Genomic DNA, 18,632 nt, shown 5'->3' on the forward strand with positions numbered 1-18,632 from the left:
TTAATTTTGTCCTTGACCGGCAACCCGGGCCTGCTCGCCATTTTCATGGATGATGCGCGCCACTAAACTGTCAGCCTCTGCCAACTGATGATCGTAAACATCGGTGGCAAAACGCGGTTTTTCCTGAGGATGCGGTGCCAGCACCGGCCCGTCCTGGTTATGCAAATCCACGGTGACATTGGTGGATAAGCCGATACGCAGCGGGAACTTTTCCAGATGGTCCGGCTCCAGGCGGATTCGCACCGGTAAACGCTGGACGATCTTAATCCAGTTGCCCGTGGCGTTTTGAGCCGGCAGCAGGGAAAACGCGCTACCGGTACCGACGCCAAGGCTTTCCACTTTACCGCGGTAGCTCACCTTGCCGCCGTAGAGATCGGCATCGATTTCCACCGGTTGGCCGATACGCATGTCCACCAGCTGGGTCTCTTTGAAGTTGGCGTCGATCCAGATCTGGTCGAGGGGAACCACGGCCATCAACGGAGTGCCGGGCTGCACGCGGCTGCCCACCTGAACCGAACGTTTCGCCACGTAGCCGGTCACCGGCGCCACCATGGTGCTGCGTTCATTATCCAGGAAAGCCTGGCGTAACTGCGCGGCGGCCGCTTTGACATCGGGATGGTTGCTGATGGTGGTATCGTCCACCAAGGCAAAGGTCGTGCTCAATTGCTGTTGCGCCGAGGTCAGCGAGGTTTCCGCCGAGGTCAGCGTATCGCGGGAATGGGACAGTTCTTCCTGGGAAATCGCCCCGTCCCGCGCCAGGTTGGCGCGGCGCTGATAGTCGTCCTTGGCGCGCTGCAATTCAATTTTACGCGCGGCCACCTGGGCCTTGTAATTGTCCACATTGCTGTATAATCCGCGGACCTGACGGACCACTTTCGCCAGGTTGGCCTCGGCGCTTTGCTGTCTCACCCTGGTATCGCTGGGATCCAGGCGCACCAGCACCTGCCCTTGCTTCACGAAATCGCCGTCGTCCGCGGCAATGGCGGTTACCGTACCCGCTACCTGGGGAGTGATTTGCACTAAATTGCCATTAACATAGGCATCGTCGGTATTTTCAAAAAACCGTCCATGGAACCAGTAGTAAAGGCCGAAGCCTACGACGGCCACAATGATTATCGCCAGCAATATCAACAACAGCAGTCTGCGTTTACCCGGCTTCGCCCGCGGGGTCGCAGGCGTTGCGTTTTGATCTGCTTGTTCAGAATTGGAATTCATCTCAGCCATAAAAATTATTCTCAGTGTGCTTGATTTACGGCCACGGTTTGCGCGGCGGTCGATGGAACGGAAGAGTTGAAACCACCACCCAGCGCCTGCATCAACAGGATAGCGGTATCGGTACGTTCGGCATTCAAACTGGCCAGTTGACGCTGGGCCTGGATGAGCTGTTGCTGCACGCTCAACGCATCGAGATAATTGCCGACCCCGGCGCTATAGCGCTCCATAGCGTTTTTCCATGAGTCATTGGCGATATCGCAGGCGCGCTGCTGCTGTTGGATCTGAACCGCTAACGAACTCAGGCGGGTAATGGTGTCGCCGATGTCCCCCAGCGCATTCACCAGCGACTGGTTGTATTGCGCCACCGCCAGATCGTAATCGGCGTTGCTGCCGGCCAGGTTCGCCCGCAGGCGACCGCCGTCAAAGATAGGCAGGGATATGGCCGGCCCGACGCTGAAATAGCGGCTTGGGGCGCCGAAGAAGGCATCTCCCAGCAGCGATTGGGCACCCGCCGCCGCGGTCAGATTAAGATTGGGATAGAAGGCGGTACGGCTGACCTTGATGTCTTTGGTTGCCGCTTCTACCCGCCAGCGGGCCGCCACCAGATCGGGCCGGCGGCCTAACAGTTCCGCCGGAAGCCGGGCCGGCAGGGTTACCGCCGCCGGAGCAATCAGATGCGGACGGGGTATATTCATTGCCCGGTCCGGTCCCTGTCCAAGCAACACCGCCAGGCGGATGCCGGCCGCGCGCACCTGCTGCTGGGCGTCGGTCAAGGTGGATTCCGCCGAGGCTTCCAGGCTTTCGGTTTGCTGATATTGGAATTTACTGTCCAGTCCGGCGGTATACCGTTTGGACGCCAGATCCAGCATGGTATGGGTACGCGCAAGATCCTGTTTCGCCAAATCTTCCATCACATAGGCCTGGCCGAGGGTATTGTAGGCGCGGGCGACATCGGCGGAGAGGGTAAGTCGCGCGGACTGTCTGTCCACCTCGCTGGCGTTGGCGCGGCCGACGGCGGCTTCCCAGGCGGCACGCTGGCCGCCCCACAGATCAAAGGTATAATTGAACTGCGCCGACAGATCCCGCTCGGTGAAATACTCTTTCCCTTTACCCTGCGGGTCTTGCACCTCGGACAGCCGCTCACGGGTAATGCCGCCGCTGGCGTCCAGGGTCGGCATGCGGTCGGCCTGCGCCGACATGACCGCGGCGCTGGCCTGGCGGGCGCGGGCATCGGCCACCTGCATATCGGGGCTGGATTGCAACGCCTGCTGAACCAGTATGGCAAGCTGCGGGTCGCCGAGGCTGTTCCACCAGTCCGCCGCAGGCCAGGCCGCGGTGGAGTGCGGGATCGCCGACAAGGTACGATCGCTTTGTAACGTCGAGACGTCCAGCGTACGGCCTTCGGTATGTAAACCATTAGGCAAAGCACACCCCGCCAGAACGAATGAACAGAGCAGCGGTAATAAACGAATGCGCAACGGCATGGTGAAATTTACTCCTTAACTATCGGCAAGAACCGCCAGCTTTTTCAGCAGGCGATCAAATTCATTGAGTTCGGCGGGCGTCAACGGAGCTAACAAATCATTAAAGGCTTTGACGGCAATCCCGCCGATTTCCTGGCAGAACAATTGCCCTTTTTCGGTCAAGGCCAAGTGGTGCTGGCGACGGTCGGCGGTGCTGCGTACGCGCATGATCATGTTTTTATTTTCAAGGCGATCGAGCATGCGCGACATGGCGCCGCTGTCCAACGATATGCAACGGCAGAGTTCCGCCGACGTACTGGCCCTTTTCTGATTCATCAGCAGCATAACTTTGAATTGCGCCGCGGTAATTTCGTAGGGCGCCAGGTATCGTTCTAGAAACCGGTCTTTAGCACAATTCAACCGGTTGATGTTCCTTCCCCAGGTATAAACGGTATCAACATCATCTGAGGTAAAGTGACTCATGAAATCTATGCCTAGGCAACTATTAGGCTGGCAACTATACCGCCTGGTGCAGAGGTAAACAACAGTCAGTTTTGTAACAAAATGTATTTTAGCGTGCGTTGAAAACGGTGCCGGTTTTCGGCGTAGATTACCTTTCAGCCCAGTCGCTGCGGGCTTTGAGACTTTTTATTCCGGCGTCGCGGCACCGGTAACAAAACAGTTCAACGTCACGACGCTGACGGTCATGACGGCGGGACTGAGATAGCCTGACCCGCTGATTATCCCTTATTCGACGGCGACCCGGCAACGCAAACGGGCAGAGGCTACCCTAAGAAAAGCATGAATAATCAATTATTCCCTCCCGCCGGCGAAAGAATAAGCAATGGTATACCCAAACGGCGGGCGCGCCGGCACAGCAATGGCCTTTATATCGGCGGCCGCGGAAAAAAATTGAGCAAAAGCGGGAAAATCAATCTCAGCCCACCGTCAGCAGGGTCAACACCTCTTGCGGGGAGAGGGCATAAGCGCAGTCAAAACGCATCCCCGCCGGCAGATGCGGCGCCAGCTCTGTGGTCAGTTCAAGGCTGATTCGCCGATCGGTCAGTTGGATAACCCTGGCATCCAGAAAGTCGAAATAGCGTTTGACGTGCGGATAAAGCGCCTTAAACAGGCTCTCTTTGGCGGAAAAGGCCAGCGTCAGGCCAGCGGTAAAGGGCAGCGACGCGCTGTCCAGCAGTTCGCGCTCCCCGGCGGCGATGATGCCGGGCCACAGGGTCGGCGTCCGTGCGTCGGCAATCATGGTCTCCACGTCAATACCCACCCCGGCCCACCCTTGCTGTGGGAGCAATCGGCCGATACACACCGCAAGGGTTTCATCGTGAGACAGGGAGCCTTGTATCGATTCGGGCCAGCAGGGGGCACGATCCGTCCCGGCCAGCAGCGGGAATGAACCGGCCCCCAATCCACGCAGCACCCGCGCGGCAACGATCCGTCCGGCCAGATACTCGGACCGGCGTTTGCGCGCCGCGCCGGCGATGGAAGGCGGCAGCGGAATGTCATGCAGGCCGTAATCGGCATCCCGATAGCTCAGGGTATCGAACCGGCAGTGCCAGATGCTCAGATGCAACGCCGGATCGACAAGATCGGCAGGACCGAACGGCAAGCCTTCGGCCAGAGACAGGATATACGGCGCAGGAAGAACCATAAAATAAAAACGTCCTCAAAATCACCTGGAGATATTCACCAGTATATCTGTCATCTTGATCCATCATCACAATTTCGCCGGCGGAAGATGCGGTTCCTCCTGGCCGAACAGCGGTTTGACCACACCGTATAGCGCCGGGTTGTCGCTTTCATCCTTAAGCCCGATGCCCGATAAACGACGATGCAGGGACTGCTCCAGCAGCCACGCCAGCTTAAAGGCCGCCTGGGGATAATCCAACCCCTCGGGCCGGATATTGGAAATACAGTTGCGCTCCGATTCCAGGCGCCGGGTATTCGGTCCCCAGGTAAAATAGATCCCCAGGCTGTCCGGCGAGGACAGGCCGGGGCGTTCGCCGATAAGTATCGCCACCGTTTTGGCCCGGAGGCACTCGCCGATGTCATCCCCCAATGCCACCCGCGATTGATGCGCCAGCACCACCGGCGCCGGCTTGAGGCCGAGGACAGCCAGATAGGGCAGCAATGCCCGGATAAACGGCACCGCCTGCCGGTGAACGGCCTTGGAAGATAGGCCGTCCCCCACCACCAGCAGCAGGTCGGCCTCTTTATCAGGATATTCCAGCAGCATTCGCCGACTGTCATCGCCCAGCCTGCGGCCGAGATCGGGCCGGCATAAAAAAGTCTCCCGGCTGGCGGCCGCGCTGTGCACCGTCAGGGTAGTCAGGCCGTCCGCCGCCAACCGGGCCGCCAGCGCCTCGCTGTCGAAGGGCTGGTGCACCGCATCGCGGGCCTGGGCATGGGCCAGGCCGAACTTCAGTACTTCCCGCGTCGGCAGGCTGGCGCCGGCGCGGCCCAGGGCGATACGGGCCGCGGTGAATTCCCGCAGGCTTTCCCATGGATTATCGTGAATCACATTACCCACCGGAAATTTGCCGGCCAAGGGCGGATCGATTTTACTCATAGCTCACTCCCGCCGCCCAGATGGGGTAAATGCTGCAATAGCGGATGCCGGCTGCCGGTATCGCGCAGCCGCCCGTCGGCATCGATGATTTGCATGCGTTTTAGCCAGTCGGAAAATTCCGGCGCGTGCTTGAGTCCGAGCAGTTCACGTATATACAGCGCATCGTGAAACGACGTGCTCTGGTAGTTGAGCATAATATCGTCCGCCCCCGGCACGCCGATTAAAAAGGTCAGCCCGGCGGCCCCCAGCAGCGTCAGTAAGGTATCCATGTCATCCTGATCGGCTTCGGCATGGTTGGTGTAACAGACGTCGCACCCGAGGGGAACCCCCAGCAGTTTACCGCAGAAGTGATCTTCCAGCCCGGCGCGGATGATCTGCTTGCCGTCATAGAGGTATTCCGGCCCGATAAATCCCACCACGGTATTGATCAGCAGCGGCTTGAAGCGCCGGGCGATGGCGTAGGCCCGTGCTTCGCAGGTCTGCTGATCGACGCCGTGATGGGCATTGGCGGACAGGCAGCTGCCCTGCCCGGTCTCGAAATACATGACGTTATCACCCAGGGTGCCGCGCCGCAGGCTTAACGCCGCCTGCCTGGCCTCCTCCAGCAGTGCGAGGTTGATACCGAAGCCGGCGTTGGCCGCCTCGGTTCCGGCAATGGACTGGAAGACCAGATCCACCGGCGCCCCGCGCTCAATCAGCTTGATGGTATTGGTGACATGGGTCAATACGCATGACTGGGTGGGAATGGCGAAGTGGCTGATAACATCGTCGAGCATATAGTTGAGTTTTTCCAGCAGCGGCAGGCTGTCGCTGGCCGGGTTGATACCAATTACCGCGTCGCCGCAGCCATACAGCAAACCGTCCAGCATGCTGGCGGCGATCCCTTTCAGGTCGTCGGTGGGATGGTTGGGCTGCAGCCGCACGCTCATATGGCCGGGTAGACCGATGGTATTGCGAAAGCGGGTGATCACCCGGCATTTTTTCGCCACCAGAATCAAATCCTGGTTGCGCATGATTTTGCTCACCGCCGCCGCCATTTCCGGCGTTATGCCGGGCGCCACATAGGCCAGGCGGGCGCTGTCGGTGCGCTCGGAAAGCAGCCAGTCGCGAAAATCCCCCACCGTCAGATGGGAAACCGGGGCGAACGCTTCCTCGTCATGGCTGTCGATAATCAGGCGCGTGACCTCATCCTCTTCATAGGGGATCAGGGGTTGCTGCAAAAAAACGCGCAGCGGCAAATCCGCCAGCGCAATACGCGCCGCCATACGCTCTTCGGCGCTGGCGGCGGCAATCTCCGCCAGATAATCGCCGGAGCGCGGCGGCGACGCCTTGGCCATCAGGTCCCGTAAATCGGCGAAACGATAATGACGATGGCCTAATGTGGCTTGAAACATCGCTCCTCCCGGATTACTCCGTTAACGTCAACTGTGCATCCGGCGCCGCCCGGTCGCGGGCGTGGCGGGTCAGGCGGAAATAAGCATAACCCAGCAGCATCATGACGGCGAAAATCATGAACAAGAGCTGGTTATAATAAATCATGGCCACCAGGCAGATGACCGCCATCACCAGCGCGAACGCCGGCGCCAGGGGGTACATGGGCGCCCGGAACGGCCGGGTCAGCCGCGGTTCCAGACGGCGCAGCCTGAATAGCGACGCCATGGAGATAATGTACATCACAATAGCACCGAATACCGACATGGTGACGATGTTTGCCGTCAGGGGCTGGCCGCCGATAATAATCAGCGAATCGGAAAATATTGCCGCGATACCCACCACGCCGCCGGCGATAATGCCCCAATGGGGCGTGCGGAACCGGCGGTTGACCCTGGAGAGGGGTTTTGGCAGATAACCGGCGCGCGCCAGGGCAAAGATCTGCCGCGAATAGCCCATGATGATACCGTGAAATGACGCGATAAGACCGAACAATCCCAGCCACACCAGCATATGCAGCCAGCCGCTGCTGCCGCCGACAATGATTTTCATCGCCTGGGGCAGCGGGTCGTTGATGTCGGCAAGCTTGGTCCAGTCGCCGACGCCGCCGGCAAAGATCATAACGCCAAGAGCCAGCACCGTCAGGGTTAAAATACCGCCGATAAATGCCCTTGGAATGGTGCGCTGGGGGTCTTTCGCTTCCTCCGCCGCCATGGACGCCCCCTCTATGGCTAAAAAGAACCAGATGGCAAAGGGAATGGCGGCGAAAATACCGGAAATCGCGCCGACGCTGAAGTGTTCCGCGCCGGCCCAGCCGCCGCGGGTAAAATTGGCAAAATCGAATCCCGGCGCCACGACGCCCATAAAGACCAGCAGTTCGAATATGGCCAGCAACGTGACCAGCAGCTCAAAGGCGGCGGCGATACCGACGCCGAGTATATTGAGTATCATGAACACAACGTAGGCCCCCACCGCCACCCATTTGGGCTCCACCGCCGGAAACTGGACGTTGAGATAGGCGCCGATGGCCATGGCGATGGCCGGCGGGGCGAAAACGAATTCCACCAGGGTGGCGAAGCCGGCGATAAAGCCGCCGGTGGGGCCGAAGGCACGGTGGGCATACGCGAAAGGACCGCCGGCGTGGGGAATGGAGGTGGTCAATTCGGTGAAACTGAAAATAAAGGCGCAGTACATGGCGGCGATGGCCAGGGCGGTAATCAGGAACCCCAGCGTCCCCGCCTGGGCCCAGCCATAGCTCCAGCCGAAATACTCACCGGAAATAACCAGACCGACCGCGATACCCCAGAGATGAAAACTCCCCAGCGTGCGTTTCAGTCCGGGTACCGTTTTGTTGTTTTCCATGGCGATGTCCTTTGATACGTAAGTATTTGTAAATTGCAAAGGTCATACCAATTTAGGCAATGATAAGACAACCGGCTGATTTAATAGAATTTTCAATATGATAATAGCATACTGCGCCGTTTTGACCGTCGGGCGATAACAAGACCGCCCTGTTCCGGTGCGTCATTTTACCCTTAACCAACGTCAATGGCCTGCGGCGGTGCACGCAAAGCAAAGACGACCTTCGCCACGCGGGGGAACAGCATGGTTCCCCCTTGCCGAATACAGTTTTTCGGTATCTTCCAGGGTGAAACGGCCCAGGGGATTTTGATCGAAATTCTTGATGTTCTTGCGGCTGACGTTGCGGTACGGGCTGTAGTAAAGATCGATCCAGTTCGCATCCGCTTTCGCCAATCCTGGGCGGTACAACCGCCCACCGGCGGCGCAAAATATTTACTCCCCCGCCCTACTTTCATCCTGTTCCCCGAAAGCGCATGATATTGCGCGCTGAACGTTGTGGACATCCCCCTTAATCCGGCCGGCAGGCCACAGATCCGGCAAGGCTTGCACAGGTGAGGGCAATCGATTGCGGACGTTCTCCCCGCCCGGTGGGCAGGATAACCTCGCTGCGGGTTTGCCAGGATTGACCTTCGGCGCCGCACCAGATGCGCTGCACCGGCATCCGGTCCTGATGCTCGTTAAGGATAATCACTTCGCCGCTGGCGAGATTTTTCCATAGCGGCGCGGAGATTTTTTTGCCGGCCGCCACCCGGCCCAGATCCAGGGAATACCAGTGGGCGGTGGTGGCCTGGCAATCCAAGGGGGATGTGCCGCCATTGCCGACGGTAAGTGAAAAAGGCAGCAGGCCCTGGGCGCCGCGCTGGCTTTCAGCCGGTTCACCGGCATAGATTGCGGTGGTGAAAAATAAAAAACAGGACAATACTAGCCCCTTTGATTTCATTGCATCCTCGTGTAAGAACTGGTCTGCCGGACGGAAAGCAACAGGAAAGAGCGTATTCGCTGCGTTGTCAATCATATTATTTATTAAGGAAAAAGCATGATGGTGAAGAGGTGGTTAACATATGCAACCCTGGCGTCGGCCATGATAGCGGGGTGTCCGGCGACGTTCGCTGCGCAAATCAGTTCCATTGCGATATTAACCCCCGAACCCGGCACCGATTTCGGCTGGAATCAGCAGGGGATCGCCGCCGCCAAGGCGGCGGGCGCCAAAGAGGGCGTAAAAGTCCAGGTGGCGGAGAATCTCGGTTACGGCGATGTGCGGCCCACTCTGCGCGATTTGGCGGATGACGGGGCGCAGTTGATTATCGCCCATGCCAGCGGCTACAACCAGGCGGCGCCGGAAATCGCGGCGCAAACCAAGATTGCGGTGGCGGTGACCGACAGCCCGTCGTCCCTGAAAGCCGGCAAAGTGGCGGACTATACCGTCAGCGGGCAGGAAGGAGCCTATCTGGCCGGCACCCTGGCGGCTAAAATGTCCCGCAGCGGCATTGTCGGCATCGTGGTGTCCGGCGAACCGCCCGCCTGGAACGCTCAGGCCACGGCGTTTATCCTGGGGGCCCGTGCGGCCAGGAAAGACATCAAAATCCGCTATGCGGTCATCGGCCCGGCGGCCTACAGCGATGCCGCCGGCGGCAAGCGGGTTACGGCATCGGTTATTGCCGCCGGAGCGGATATCATCTTCGGCCAAGGCAACGGTTCGAGCTTCGGCATGCTGCAAGCGGTGGAAACCACCCCGGCTCTGGACGGCGGTAAAGTCTATTTCATCGATGTGGTGGGCGATAAATCCAGCATTGATAAAGGCAATCTGCTCAGTTCGGTATTATGGAATTTAACGCCGGTCTTCACCGCCATGATTGAAGACCTCAAGCAGGATAAATTCGGCACCCACAACTATAAAACCTCCCTGGCGGACGGCTCTATCAGTCTGTTGAAAACCAAACATATCCCCGAGGACATCTGGCAAAGCGTCAATCAGGTGCGCGACGAGATAATCAGCGGGAAAATCACCGTGCCGGCGGATTACGACGCTAAAACGCTACACGACCTGCTGGCGGCAAAAAGCGAATAGCCCTGTTGCTGTCGCCTCGCCGGAGTCTTGCCCATCCGTAACGCTCCGGCCATTTCACAAGAAGAGAATATGATGAGCCAGAATCTGCCCGCAGCGGCATCTCCCGTCGTCACCGTCAATGGGCTCACCAAACGTTTCCCGGGTATTGTCGCCAATGACCATATCGATTTGACGCTGTGGGCCGGAGAGGTTCACGTATTGTTGGGAGAAAACGGCGCCGGTAAATCCACCCTGGTGGCGATGCTGGCCGGTTTGCAGCGGCCGGATGAGGGTGAAATCGCCGTTAATGGCCGGGGAGAGGTTCTATACTCGCCGCGGCGGGCGCTGGCGTTGGGGATCGGCACGGTATTCCAGCATGCCATGATGGTGCCCGGTCTGAGCGTGGTGGATAATATCGCCCTGGGAGATCCCTGGTGGCGGCGGCCGGCCCGCCGTTTTTACGCCGAGCGGGTCGGACAGATTGCCCGGGATATCGGGGTGCGGGTAAACCCGTTCGCCCTGGCGGGGTCGCTGTCCCTGGGAGAGCAGCAGCAGGCGGAGATCGTCCGCTCCCTGTTGCGCGGCAGCCGGGTGCTTATATTGGATGAAGCCACCGCCATGCTGACGCCGAACAACGCCGATGAATTGGGTCAATTGATGCGGCGGCTGGTGGCGCAGGGAATGGCGGTGGTATTTATTACCCACAAACTCAACGAAGCCCTGGCCTGGGGCGACAGAATCTCGGTATTGCGCCGGGGACGCAAGGTGGGTGAAATCAACCCGCAACGCCTGAAAACCCTGACCACGGAACAGGCCACTCGCGAAGTGATGCAACTGATGTTCAATTTATCCGCCGATGACGGCGACACTACCCCTGTTGGTTCTCCCACGAGTACCGGGAACGGTGCAATCCTTGACGGCTCCTCGGCAAATGAGATGCCGACTGCTGCAAGCCGCCTCGCGGCCATCGGGAACGATGATACCGCTTACGACGCGCGCGCCGGGAAAAATGCCGATACCAAGGACACATTCGACGTCCATGTCGCCGCCGGGCCGGTGCTTGCAGTCCAGGCACTGGCGGTGAACGATGCGTTGGTTCCCCTGAGGGACATTAATCTTGAGGTGTCCGCCGGGGAAATCGTCGGCATTGCCGGTATTGACGGCAACGGACAAAAACAGCTGGCGGAGGCGCTGGCGGGTCAGCGCCCCCTGGCCGGCGGCCGGATTTTGCTGGCGGGGGAAGCCATTGAACAGCTAAGCATCGGCCAGCGGCGCAAGCTCGGCCTGCGATATGTCACCGACGATCGGCTGGGTGAAGGCACCGTGGGGGGGTTCCCGGTGTCTATCAACCTGCTGTTGAAACAAATAGGCGAAGCGCCTTTCTGGCGACGGGGCATTGAACAGCCGGAGGACATAGCCCGCCATGCTCGTGAGCGTATCGCCGAATATGATATCCGCACCCCGGAAGTTGATACACCCATCGGCAAATTATCCGGCGGAAATATTCAGAAAGCGCTGCTGGCCCGGGAACTCGGCGGCCCGGCCCGGATGGTAATATTTGCCAAACCCACCCACGGACTGGACGTACGGAATATGACGGCGGTCCGCGAGCGCATACGCCGGTCGGCCCGCGCCGGCATGGCGGTCATTCTGATCTCCACCGATATGGAGGAGTTACTGGGGCTGGCGGACCGCATCGGGGTGATGTCCGGCGGCAGAATTGTCGGCATGGTGGCCAAGGGACCCCGCGCCCGCAGCCAAATCGGCGAACTGATGAGCGGAATAACGCTATGAGCGGCCAATCCGAAGGTGCTCGTGCGCTGTCCCGCCGCGGGCCGGCGCTGGCCCGGTTGAAAAATGTCTTGGCCCAGGTCGGCTGGTCTGTGGGACCGGTCATTATCGCCCTGCTGATCACCGGCGGCCTGCTGCTGCTCATGGGCGTCAATCCCCTGGAGTATTATGGTTTTATCCTGCGCAAAGGGCTGCTGACGCCGGTGGGATTCCAGGCCACGCTGACCCGCATGGGGCCGCTGCTGCTGATCGGCGCCAGCCTGATTGTCGCGTTTCGCGCCGGATTGTGGAACCTCGGCGGCGACGGGCAGTTTTTATTGGGAGCGGTTCTGGCCTCGGCGCTGGCGGCGCCTCTTGATAGCCTCGGCTCGCCGGTCTGGCTGACATTGACAACGGGGCTGGCGGTAGGAGCGGTGATGGGGGCGCTGTGGTCGTTATTGCCCGCCATGCTCAAAGCCTGGCAGGATATTAACGAAATCATCACCAGCCTGATGATGTCATTTTTAGGCGTTTCCCTGGCGAACGTGCTGGTGAAACTGGTGTTTTTCGATGCCGGCACCACGGTGCCGGAGACCCGAACCCTGCCCTATGAGCACCGGCTACCGTCTTTATTCGGCACGAATATTTCCAGCGGTCTGCTTATCGGCCTGGCGGCGGTTATCGCGGTGCATGCCCTGATGACGCGAACGGCATTCGGTTTACAGCTACGCACCATCGGCGCCAACCCACGGGCGGCGATCCATGCGGGTTTGCCGCTGGGGCTTCTGACCGTAGCGGTGTTCGCCCTGTCAAGCGCGCTGGCCGGCCTGGCGGGCGCGGTGGAAGTGCTGGGCATCGAGGGCAATGTGCGGGCGGACTGGAACCCGGCCTACAGCCTGGTGGTGGTGCCGCTGGTATTCCTGGCCCGGTTCAACGGCTACGGCACCATCGCATTTGTCTTTATTTTTTCGGTGCTGTCTATCGGCAGCGAGAGCGCGGCCCGCAGGATGGGCGTACCCAACCATTTTACCCTGGTGACGGTGGCCATCCTGCTGTTCGTGTTCGCACTGCTGGAGATGGTGGCGCAGCGGCGACGCGACAGGGACGGGAGTCTGTGATGGATCTACTGAGCCAGGGGTTTTTGAGTTCACTGCTGCTGGGGGCGATTGTCGCCGGCGTGCCACTGCTGCTGGCGGGGCTGGGGGAACAGTTGTCCGAAAAGGCCGGAGTGTTGAATATCGGTCTGGAAGGCATGATGCTTACCGGCGCGTACCTGGGGTTTTATATTGCCTGGCATACCCAGTCCATGAGCCTGGGTCTGCTGGCGGGCGCCCTGGGCGGTATGGGCGTCGCCGCGTTGATGTCCCTGTGCTGCGTCTGGCTGCGCCTTAATCAGATCGTGATCGGCATCGCCCTCACCCTGGGAGCCGAAGGGGCCACGGCCCTGCTGCAATATATCCAGTTCAGCCGCACCTATCCGCGGCTGGGCAGCGTCGATACCCTGCCCCTGCCGCTGCTCTCCCATATTCCCTTTATCGGCCGGATCCTCTTCAATCAGCCGCCCATTGTCTACCTGGCCATCGCCGCCGTGGCGCTGTTCGCCCTGATCTACCGTTATACCAACCTGGGATTGTCCCTGCAGGCCGCCGGCGAAAAACCCGTCGCCCTGGATGCCGCCGGGGTGGATGTGCTATGGATCCGCACGCTGGCGGTGCTGACCACCGGCCTGCTGGCGGGCGCGGGCGGCGCGTTTATGTCGCAAATCGGGGCGGGAATATTTGTGCCTTACATGACGCAGGGCAACGGGTTTATCGCCATCGTGCTGGCGATGCTGGCGCGCGGCAGGCCGTTATGGGTGCTGGGGGGGGCATTATTATTCGGCGCCTGTTTATCCCTCACCACCGCGCTGCAGGTCCTGGGGGTGGCGGTGCCCACCGATGTCATCCAGATGCTGCCGTTTATTGCGGTGATGCTGGTACTGTTAATCTTCGGACGACGGGCCAATCTGCCCAGCGCGCTGGGTACTCCGTATATCCGTGGATCTCGCTGAGGCAAGGGGAGTTGCGGCCACTGAGACGCCGTATTCATTGCAGGGTCGCGACTCGGTTTTTCACCGTACATTGTCTGCCGCAATTTAATTTACCGCGATGTATTGTCCTGCGCCAGGCGGGATAACGTCTCATTAATCGTGGCGGTCATGGCATCAAGGGTTTTGGTCAGGCTCCCCAATCCATTCACATGCACCAGGCAAAGGCTTATCGGCTGCAAAAAATCCTGCACATCAACGATACTGACCTCGTATTTGCCTGTCCCATGGTAAAGAAATTCCCGCGATATCAGGCCCAGCCCCAGGCCGGAGGCGATAAAACGCAGCTGTTCGTCAATGCTCTGCGATTCGACGCAGATACGCATATCAACGCCGCGGCTATGCATCTCGCGGACAAATGCATCCCGGTAGCCGCAGCCTTTGGCGTTCAAGATCCAATTTTGTCCGCTCAGCCCGGCCAGGGTGGCTGAACCGGTAAAGGCCGGGGCTTTCCTGCTTTGAATGACCACGGCATGCAGGGTGGCCAGGGATCGGACCTCGAGGTAAGCGGGAGGGCGGACACCGGCGGCGAACATCACCACAGCGGCGTCCACCTGGGCGGCATCGATTTTCTGCAGCAGGCCGGCGGTCCAGTCAGAACACAATTGCACATCAAGGGCGGGAAATTCGGTTTTTAATCGGGTCAATAACGACAGCGAAACCACATCGCCGATGGCGTGAGTCACACCGAGCCGCAATGTGCCGGTTGGCTCGCTCTCCACGTTGGCCAGCGCAAACAGCTCCTCGGCGTTACGCAACAGTTCCCATGATCTGGCATGGATACGATGAGCCAACGGTGTCGGTTTAAGGGGTTTGCTTGACCGATCGAATAATGCGCCGCCGAGCGTGACTTCCAATTGTTGAATGCGCCGCGACACGGCGGACTGTGTCAGCGACAGCTTATCCGCCGCCTTACTTAACGACTGCCCTTCGAATACCGCTAAAAACGCCCTCAAGCCATCAATCATTATGCTTATCTCGAATATTAGAGATGAAAATCTTACGCTTGATTCATATTAGTATCAACCTTACCTTGAATGGGCGACGTTTGGCGCTGCCTGGGGGTGCAAATAGACCCTCTTTAACAATATGGATTCATAACGGTTTTCAGCCATTCCTTAGGACACAATAGTATGCCGACTCAGACGATGTCCCATCCCCCCGGCCGAAAAACCATCGGGGGTTACATATTTTCAGGCTTATGCGCCAGTCTGGTGAGCATCGGACTAGCCCGTTTCGGCTACGCGCCGCTGCTTCCGGTCCTTATCCAGCAGCATTGGTTTCCCGCCGGAGACGCCGCTTACCTCGGCGCCGCGAATTTGGCCGGTTATTTATTGGGCGCGCTGGCGGCCCATCGATTGATCGGCCATGTGTCGAATGTCACCGCGCTGCGCCTGATGATGGTGTTGGCCACGGTTGCATTCCTGGCCTGCGGGTTTCCGGTATCGGTGGCGTGGTTTTTTGGCTGGCGGCTTCTGTCGGGCGTCGCCGGCGGCATCATTATGATACTGGTGACCTCCACCATACTTCCTCATGTCCCCGGCACGCGCAAGGGATTGGCAAGCGGCGGGATTTTTCTCGGGATGGGGCTCGGCATCGCCGGCTCCAGCACCCTGATTCCATTTTTACTGCACATGGGATTACGGGAAGCCTGGTTCGGACTGGCGGCGCTGTCCGCGCTGTTTACCGCGGCGAGCTGGTTCGGCTGGCCACCCTCGTCGCCGCTGACCTTAAACAGTCCGGGGAAGAACGCCAAGACTCACGGCCCGCATCGTTCCAACGCCGCTTTTCGCCTGTTCTACCTGGAAACCGCATTAATGGCCGCCAGCCTGGTTCCGGGGACGGTATTTCTGGTGGATTTCATCACGCGGGAACTGGGCGCCGGGGCCGGGGCGGGAGCTCGTTTCTGGATGTTATATGGCGTCGGCGCAATTTTCGGTCCGCCGTTGTATGGAGTACTCGCCGACCGTATGGGGATCCGTATATTTACCCGGCTGGTTTTGCTGCTTCAGGGGCTGGCTGCCGGCTGCCTTTACCATACCGGCAGCTATACGGTGATTGCCTTATCAACCCTGGTCATCGGCAGCTTCGCCACCGGCGTGGTGCCGGTATTTCTGGCCAGGACGCACGATTTGATCCCCCACGACACCGGAACGCAAAATGTCGTCTGGGCCCGGGTGACCATTGTCACCGCAGCATCCATGGCCGCTGCCGGCTACGCCTGCTCGGGGATCCTCAGCATCTCCGGAGACAACCATCGGCTGCTGTTCCTGAGCGCCGCCATCACGCTGCTGCTGGCGTTGGTCATCGGCCCGCTGGTGAAAAGCCTCAGGCTCATTCCGTTGCTATTTCCGTTTTAACGGCTTGATAAGCCCTTCCAGCCCTTCGATTTTAATCGCCAGGGTGATGGACATCAGCTCACCCAGCCGGCCGGCGGGGAACTCACCCTGCCGGGCAAACCAAAGCAGGTACGGCTCGGGCAAATCGATAAGCGCCCGGCCCTGGTATTTACCGAAGGGCATTTCGGTATTGGCGATGGCGACCAGATCTTCTTTTTCCATTTTCCCCTCCCGGCACCGCGTTATTCACCCAACAGGCGCATCATTTCCGCTTCATCGATAACCTTGATATTCAACTGCTGGGCCTTGGTCAGCTTGGAACCGGCCGCTTCCCCGGCAATCACCAGATCGGTTTTCGCCGAGACGCTGCCGCTGACCTTCGCCCCCAGGGCCACCAGGCGATCCTTGGCCTCATCCCGCGACAGGCCGGATAGCGACCCGGTCAATACCACGGTTTTGCCGGCAAAAGGATGGTCGATGTCCCCGGCCGCGGGGGCCATCACCGGCGCCGGCCAGTGAATGCCGATCTCCGGCCCGATAAGCTCGGCGATAACGTCCAGATTATGCTGCTCTTCAAAGAAATTACGCACATGAGCCGCCACTATCGGGCCGATATCCTGCACCGCCACCAGGTCTTCGATGTCAGCGGCATACAGTGCGTCCAGGGTTTTAAACTCCGCCGCCAGGCTTACCGCCGTGGCTTCCCCTACTTCGCGAATCCCCAGCGCGTAAAGGAAACGGGCAAAGGTGGTCTGTTTTGCGGTTTCCAGGGCTTCCACCAGATTTTGCGCCGACTTGGGACCCATGCGTTCCAGGCGCGCCAGGCTCTCTTTGCCAAGACGGAACAGATCGGCGGGGGTTTTTACCAGTTCGCGCTCCACCAGCTGATCAATGATTTTATCCCCCATACCGTCCACATCAAGGGCCCGGCGTGAAACGAAATGCTTCAGCGACTCTTTACGCTGGGCCCCGCAGACCAGGCCGGCGGTACAGCGCGCCGCCGCTTCCCCCTCCACCCGTTCCACGTCTGAGCCGCACACCGGGCAGTGGGTGGGGAATACCACCGGCCGGGCATCCGCCGGCCGCCGGTCCAGCACCACACCCACCACCTGCGGAATAACGTCCCCGGCGCGGCGGATTATCACGGTATCACCGATACGTACCCCCAAGCGCTCGATTTCATCGGCGTTATGCAGGGTGGCGTTGCTGACCATGGCCCCGGACACCAGCACCGGCTCCAGACGGGCCACCGGCGTGATGGCGCCGGTACGGCCCACCTGGAACTCCACATCCCGCACCCGGGTCATTTGCTCCTGGGCCGGGAATTTATAGGCGATGGCCCAGCGCGGCGCGCGGGCGACGAACCCCAGGCGCTGCTGCAGGGCCATGGAATCCACTTTAATCACCACGCCATCGATATCAAAACCCAGCGACGACCGTTCTGCCTGGATCCGGCGATAGAAATCCAGTACCTGCCCGCTGCCGGTGCAGCGCTCGATACGATTGCTCACCGGCACGCCCCAGGTCTTGAACAGCTGCAAACGCTCCCAGTGGCTGCCCGGCAGTTCGCCCTCTTCAAGCAGGCCGACGCCATAACAGAAAAATGTCAGCGGGCGTTTAGCGGTAATGGACGGATCAAGCTGTCGCAGGGAACCGGCGGCGGCGTTACGGGGGTTGGCGAAGACTTTTCCCCCCTCCCGAGCGGCGGTCTCATTGAGCTTACGAAAACCGTCTTCGGACATGAACACTTCACCGCGGATTTCCAGGCGGCGGGGAATGGCTCCGTTGCCGTCTCGCAAACGCAGCGGGATGGTGCGGATAGTGCGGACGTTGGAGGTGATATTCTCGCCGGTGGTGCCATCGCCCCGCGTTGCGGCGCGTACCAGCTCACCGTTTTCATACAGCAGGCTCACCGCCAGGCCGTCCAGTTTCAGTTCACAGCAAAACGTCAGGTCGTCGTCGCTTCTCAGGCGATCCATCACCCGTTTGTTAAAGGCCAGAAAGCTCTCTTCGTCGAACACATTATCCAGGGAGAGCATCGGCACTTCATGGCGGACCTGGCTGAAAGCGGTAAGCGGCGCTCCGCCGACCCGCTGAGTGGGGGAATCGGCAGTGAGCAACTCCGGATGCTGGGTTTCAAGCTCGCGTAATTCCGCCATCAACCGATCGTATTCCGCATCCGGCACTTCCGGCGCATCCAGGACATGGTACTGATATTCATGATGACGCAGCTGGGCGCGCAGCGCGTTGATTTTTTGGTCGATCTGTTCCATAGCTCACCGTCAGCGAAAAAAACCCCCGCAAGCGGGGGTTATTATGACCGAATCGTTAAAAC

The 18,632-nt window shown here is 59.7% G+C and carries 17 protein-coding genes; 5 read left to right on the plus strand and 12 right to left on the minus strand.

Features of this window, described 5'->3' with window-relative positions:
* The 9 genes from ACL2XO_RS19785 to ACL2XO_RS19825 form a co-directional block, all read right to left on the minus strand.
* Positions 1-1,215, minus strand: a complete 1,215-nt coding sequence (locus tag ACL2XO_RS19785) for an efflux RND transporter periplasmic adaptor subunit (RefSeq protein ID WP_413726982.1) — start codon at positions 1,213-1,215, stop codon at positions 1-3.
* A gap of 20 nt (positions 1,216-1,235) precedes the next feature.
* Positions 1,236-2,699 (minus strand): efflux transporter outer membrane subunit, encoded by a 1,464-nt coding sequence (locus ACL2XO_RS19790; protein WP_413725165.1) that lies wholly within the window; start codon positions 2,697-2,699, stop codon positions 1,236-1,238.
* 15 nt (positions 2,700-2,714) lie between these two features.
* The gene (locus ACL2XO_RS19795) at positions 2,715-3,161 is read right to left on the minus strand and encodes a MarR family winged helix-turn-helix transcriptional regulator (protein WP_132927073.1); all 447 of its coding nucleotides are present in this window, start codon (positions 3,159-3,161) and stop codon (positions 2,715-2,717) included.
* Between the two features lie 454 nt (positions 3,162-3,615).
* Positions 3,616-4,344 (minus strand): 4'-phosphopantetheinyl transferase family protein, encoded by a 729-nt coding sequence (locus ACL2XO_RS19800; RefSeq protein ID WP_413725166.1) that lies wholly within the window; start codon positions 4,342-4,344, stop codon positions 3,616-3,618.
* 66 nt (positions 4,345-4,410) lie between these two features.
* Complete coding sequence (gene eutC / locus ACL2XO_RS19805; protein WP_165934263.1) at positions 4,411-5,262, minus strand: ethanolamine ammonia-lyase subunit EutC; 852 nt, start codon at positions 5,260-5,262, stop codon at positions 4,411-4,413.
* On the minus strand, positions 5,259-6,656 hold the full coding sequence (locus tag ACL2XO_RS19810; protein ID WP_413725167.1) for an ethanolamine ammonia-lyase subunit EutB: 1,398 nt from the start codon (positions 6,654-6,656) through the stop codon (positions 5,259-5,261). The genes eutC and ACL2XO_RS19810 overlap by 4 nt, the downstream gene beginning before the upstream one ends.
* Before the next feature lie 13 nt (positions 6,657-6,669).
* A complete protein-coding gene (gene eat / locus ACL2XO_RS19815; protein ID WP_132927067.1) occupies positions 6,670-8,055 on the minus strand; it encodes an ethanolamine permease in 1,386 nt (461 codons plus the stop codon).
* 183 nt (positions 8,056-8,238) lie between these two features.
* The gene (locus ACL2XO_RS19820) at positions 8,239-8,463 is read right to left on the minus strand and encodes a hypothetical protein (RefSeq protein ID WP_413743117.1); all 225 of its coding nucleotides are present in this window, start codon (positions 8,461-8,463) and stop codon (positions 8,239-8,241) included.
* Between the two features lie 100 nt (positions 8,464-8,563).
* On the minus strand, positions 8,564-8,974 hold the full coding sequence (locus tag ACL2XO_RS19825) for a hypothetical protein (protein WP_132927049.1): 411 nt from the start codon (positions 8,972-8,974) through the stop codon (positions 8,564-8,566).
* Between the two features lie 117 nt (positions 8,975-9,091).
* Between ACL2XO_RS19825 and ACL2XO_RS19830 the strand changes: the two genes are divergently transcribed.
* The 4 genes from ACL2XO_RS19830 to ACL2XO_RS19845 all read left to right on the plus strand — a co-directional run bounded on the left by ACL2XO_RS19830 (position 9,092) and on the right by ACL2XO_RS19845 (position 13,922).
* The gene (locus tag ACL2XO_RS19830; protein ID WP_413725169.1) at positions 9,092-10,123 is read left to right on the plus strand and encodes a putative B6 ABC transporter substrate-binding protein; all 1,032 of its coding nucleotides are present in this window, start codon (positions 9,092-9,094) and stop codon (positions 10,121-10,123) included.
* A 69-nt stretch (positions 10,124-10,192) separates the two neighbouring features.
* Positions 10,193-11,896 carry a putative B6 ABC transporter ATP-binding protein gene (locus tag ACL2XO_RS19835; RefSeq protein ID WP_413741343.1) on the plus strand — a complete coding sequence of 568 codons (1,704 nt, stop codon included), beginning with the start codon at positions 10,193-10,195 and terminating at the stop codon, positions 11,894-11,896.
* A complete protein-coding gene (locus ACL2XO_RS19840) occupies positions 11,893-12,990 on the plus strand; it encodes a putative B6 ABC transporter permease subunit 2 (protein ID WP_413741344.1) in 1,098 nt (365 codons plus the stop codon). The genes ACL2XO_RS19835 and ACL2XO_RS19840 overlap by 4 nt, the downstream gene beginning before the upstream one ends.
* Positions 12,990-13,922, plus strand: a complete 933-nt coding sequence (locus tag ACL2XO_RS19845) for a putative B6 ABC transporter permease subunit 1 (RefSeq protein ID WP_413741345.1) — start codon at positions 12,990-12,992, stop codon at positions 13,920-13,922. The genes ACL2XO_RS19840 and ACL2XO_RS19845 overlap by 1 nt, the downstream gene beginning before the upstream one ends.
* Positions 13,923-14,011: 89 nt before the next feature.
* Here ACL2XO_RS19845 and ACL2XO_RS19850 read toward each other — a convergent pair whose 3' ends face one another.
* Positions 14,012-14,926 (minus strand): LysR family transcriptional regulator, encoded by a 915-nt coding sequence (locus ACL2XO_RS19850; protein ID WP_203523631.1) that lies wholly within the window; start codon positions 14,924-14,926, stop codon positions 14,012-14,014.
* A 165-nt stretch (positions 14,927-15,091) separates the two neighbouring features.
* Between ACL2XO_RS19850 and ACL2XO_RS19855 the strand changes: the two genes are divergently transcribed.
* Positions 15,092-16,318 carry a YbfB/YjiJ family MFS transporter gene (locus ACL2XO_RS19855; RefSeq protein WP_413741346.1) on the plus strand — a complete coding sequence of 409 codons (1,227 nt, stop codon included), beginning with the start codon at positions 15,092-15,094 and terminating at the stop codon, positions 16,316-16,318.
* Here the strand turns inward: ACL2XO_RS19855 and ACL2XO_RS19860 are convergent.
* Together ACL2XO_RS19860 and ligA are read right to left on the minus strand one after the other, a co-directional pair.
* Positions 16,304-16,519: a DUF3820 family protein gene (locus ACL2XO_RS19860; RefSeq protein WP_132927044.1), complete on the minus strand. Its 216-nt coding sequence runs from the start codon at positions 16,517-16,519 to the stop codon at positions 16,304-16,306. The two genes, ACL2XO_RS19855 and ACL2XO_RS19860, sit on opposite strands and share 15 nt — an antisense overlap.
* A 20-nt stretch (positions 16,520-16,539) precedes the next feature.
* Positions 16,540-18,570, minus strand: coding sequence for an NAD-dependent DNA ligase LigA (gene ligA / locus ACL2XO_RS19865; RefSeq protein ID WP_413725172.1), 2,031 nt, complete (start codon positions 18,568-18,570; stop codon positions 16,540-16,542).
* Positions 18,571-18,632 lie beyond the last annotated feature (62 nt).

It is taken from the genome of Sodalis sp. RH15, assembly GCF_047324255.1.
Classification (GTDB): Bacteria; Pseudomonadota; Gammaproteobacteria; order Enterobacterales; family Enterobacteriaceae; genus Acerihabitans; species Acerihabitans ligni.